This is a genomic window from Streptomyces sp. NRRL S-350, assembly GCF_000719705.1.
In the GTDB taxonomy this organism is placed as follows: Bacteria; Actinomycetota; Actinomycetes; order Streptomycetales; family Streptomycetaceae; genus Kitasatospora.
The window spans coordinates 1-784 of record NZ_JOHO01000182.1 but is presented as its reverse complement, the minus strand read 5'-3'; the positions used below and the strand labels follow the sequence as shown (position 1 = coordinate 784).

General features: G+C 72.2%; 1 protein-coding gene. It reads right to left on the bottom strand.

Features of this window, described 5'->3' with window-relative positions:
• The coding region (locus tag IF30_RS42865; RefSeq protein ID WP_037903127.1) for an acyltransferase domain-containing protein at window positions 1-784 on the bottom strand (784 nt) is incomplete at both ends.

The window sequence follows — 784 nt, the reverse complement described above, 5'->3', positions numbered from 1 at the left end:
GAGGGGTGCGTCGGGGTCGCGCAGGATGTCGGTGAGTGACCAGTCGACGTAGGGGGTGAGGGCTTGTTCGCAGCGGTGGATCCACTGGGTGAACACGGGGGATTCGTCGAGGAGGTCGGCTCCCATGCCGGGCCACTGCGAGCCCTGGCCGGGGAACACGAACACCACCTTGCCCGAGGCAGCGGCGGTGCCGCGGACGACGGCGGGATGCGCCGTGCCGTCGGCGAGCGCGGCCAGGGCCTCGGAGCGCTCCTCGGCGCCGGCACCGAAGATCCCGGCCCGGACCCCGAAGTGGTCCCGGCCCACCGCGAGCGTGTGGCCGACGTCGGCGGGATCCGCGTCCGGCTGTGTGGCCAGCTGTTCGCGCAGCCGCCTCGCCTGCTCCCGGAGCGCGCGTTCGTCGAGGGCCGACAACAACCACGGGGCGTCGAGGTGCGGTTCCTCCGTCACCCGCTTCGGGGCGTCGGTGGGCGGTTGTTCGAGGATGACGTGGGCGTTGGTGCCGCTGATGCCGAAGGAGGAGACGGCGGCGCGGCGGGGGCGGTCGTGGCTGGGCCAGGGTTGTTGTTCGGTGAGCAGTGCGACGGCGCCTGCGGTCCAGTCGACGTGCGGGGTGGGTTCGTCGACGTGCAGGGTGCGGGGCAGCACCCCGTGCTGCATCGCCATCACCATCTTGATCACGCCCGCGGCGCCGGCGGCGGCCTGGGTGTGGCCGATGTTGGATTTCACCGAGCCGAGCCAGAGGGGTTGTTCGCGGTCCTGTCCGTAGGTGGCGAGGAGTGCC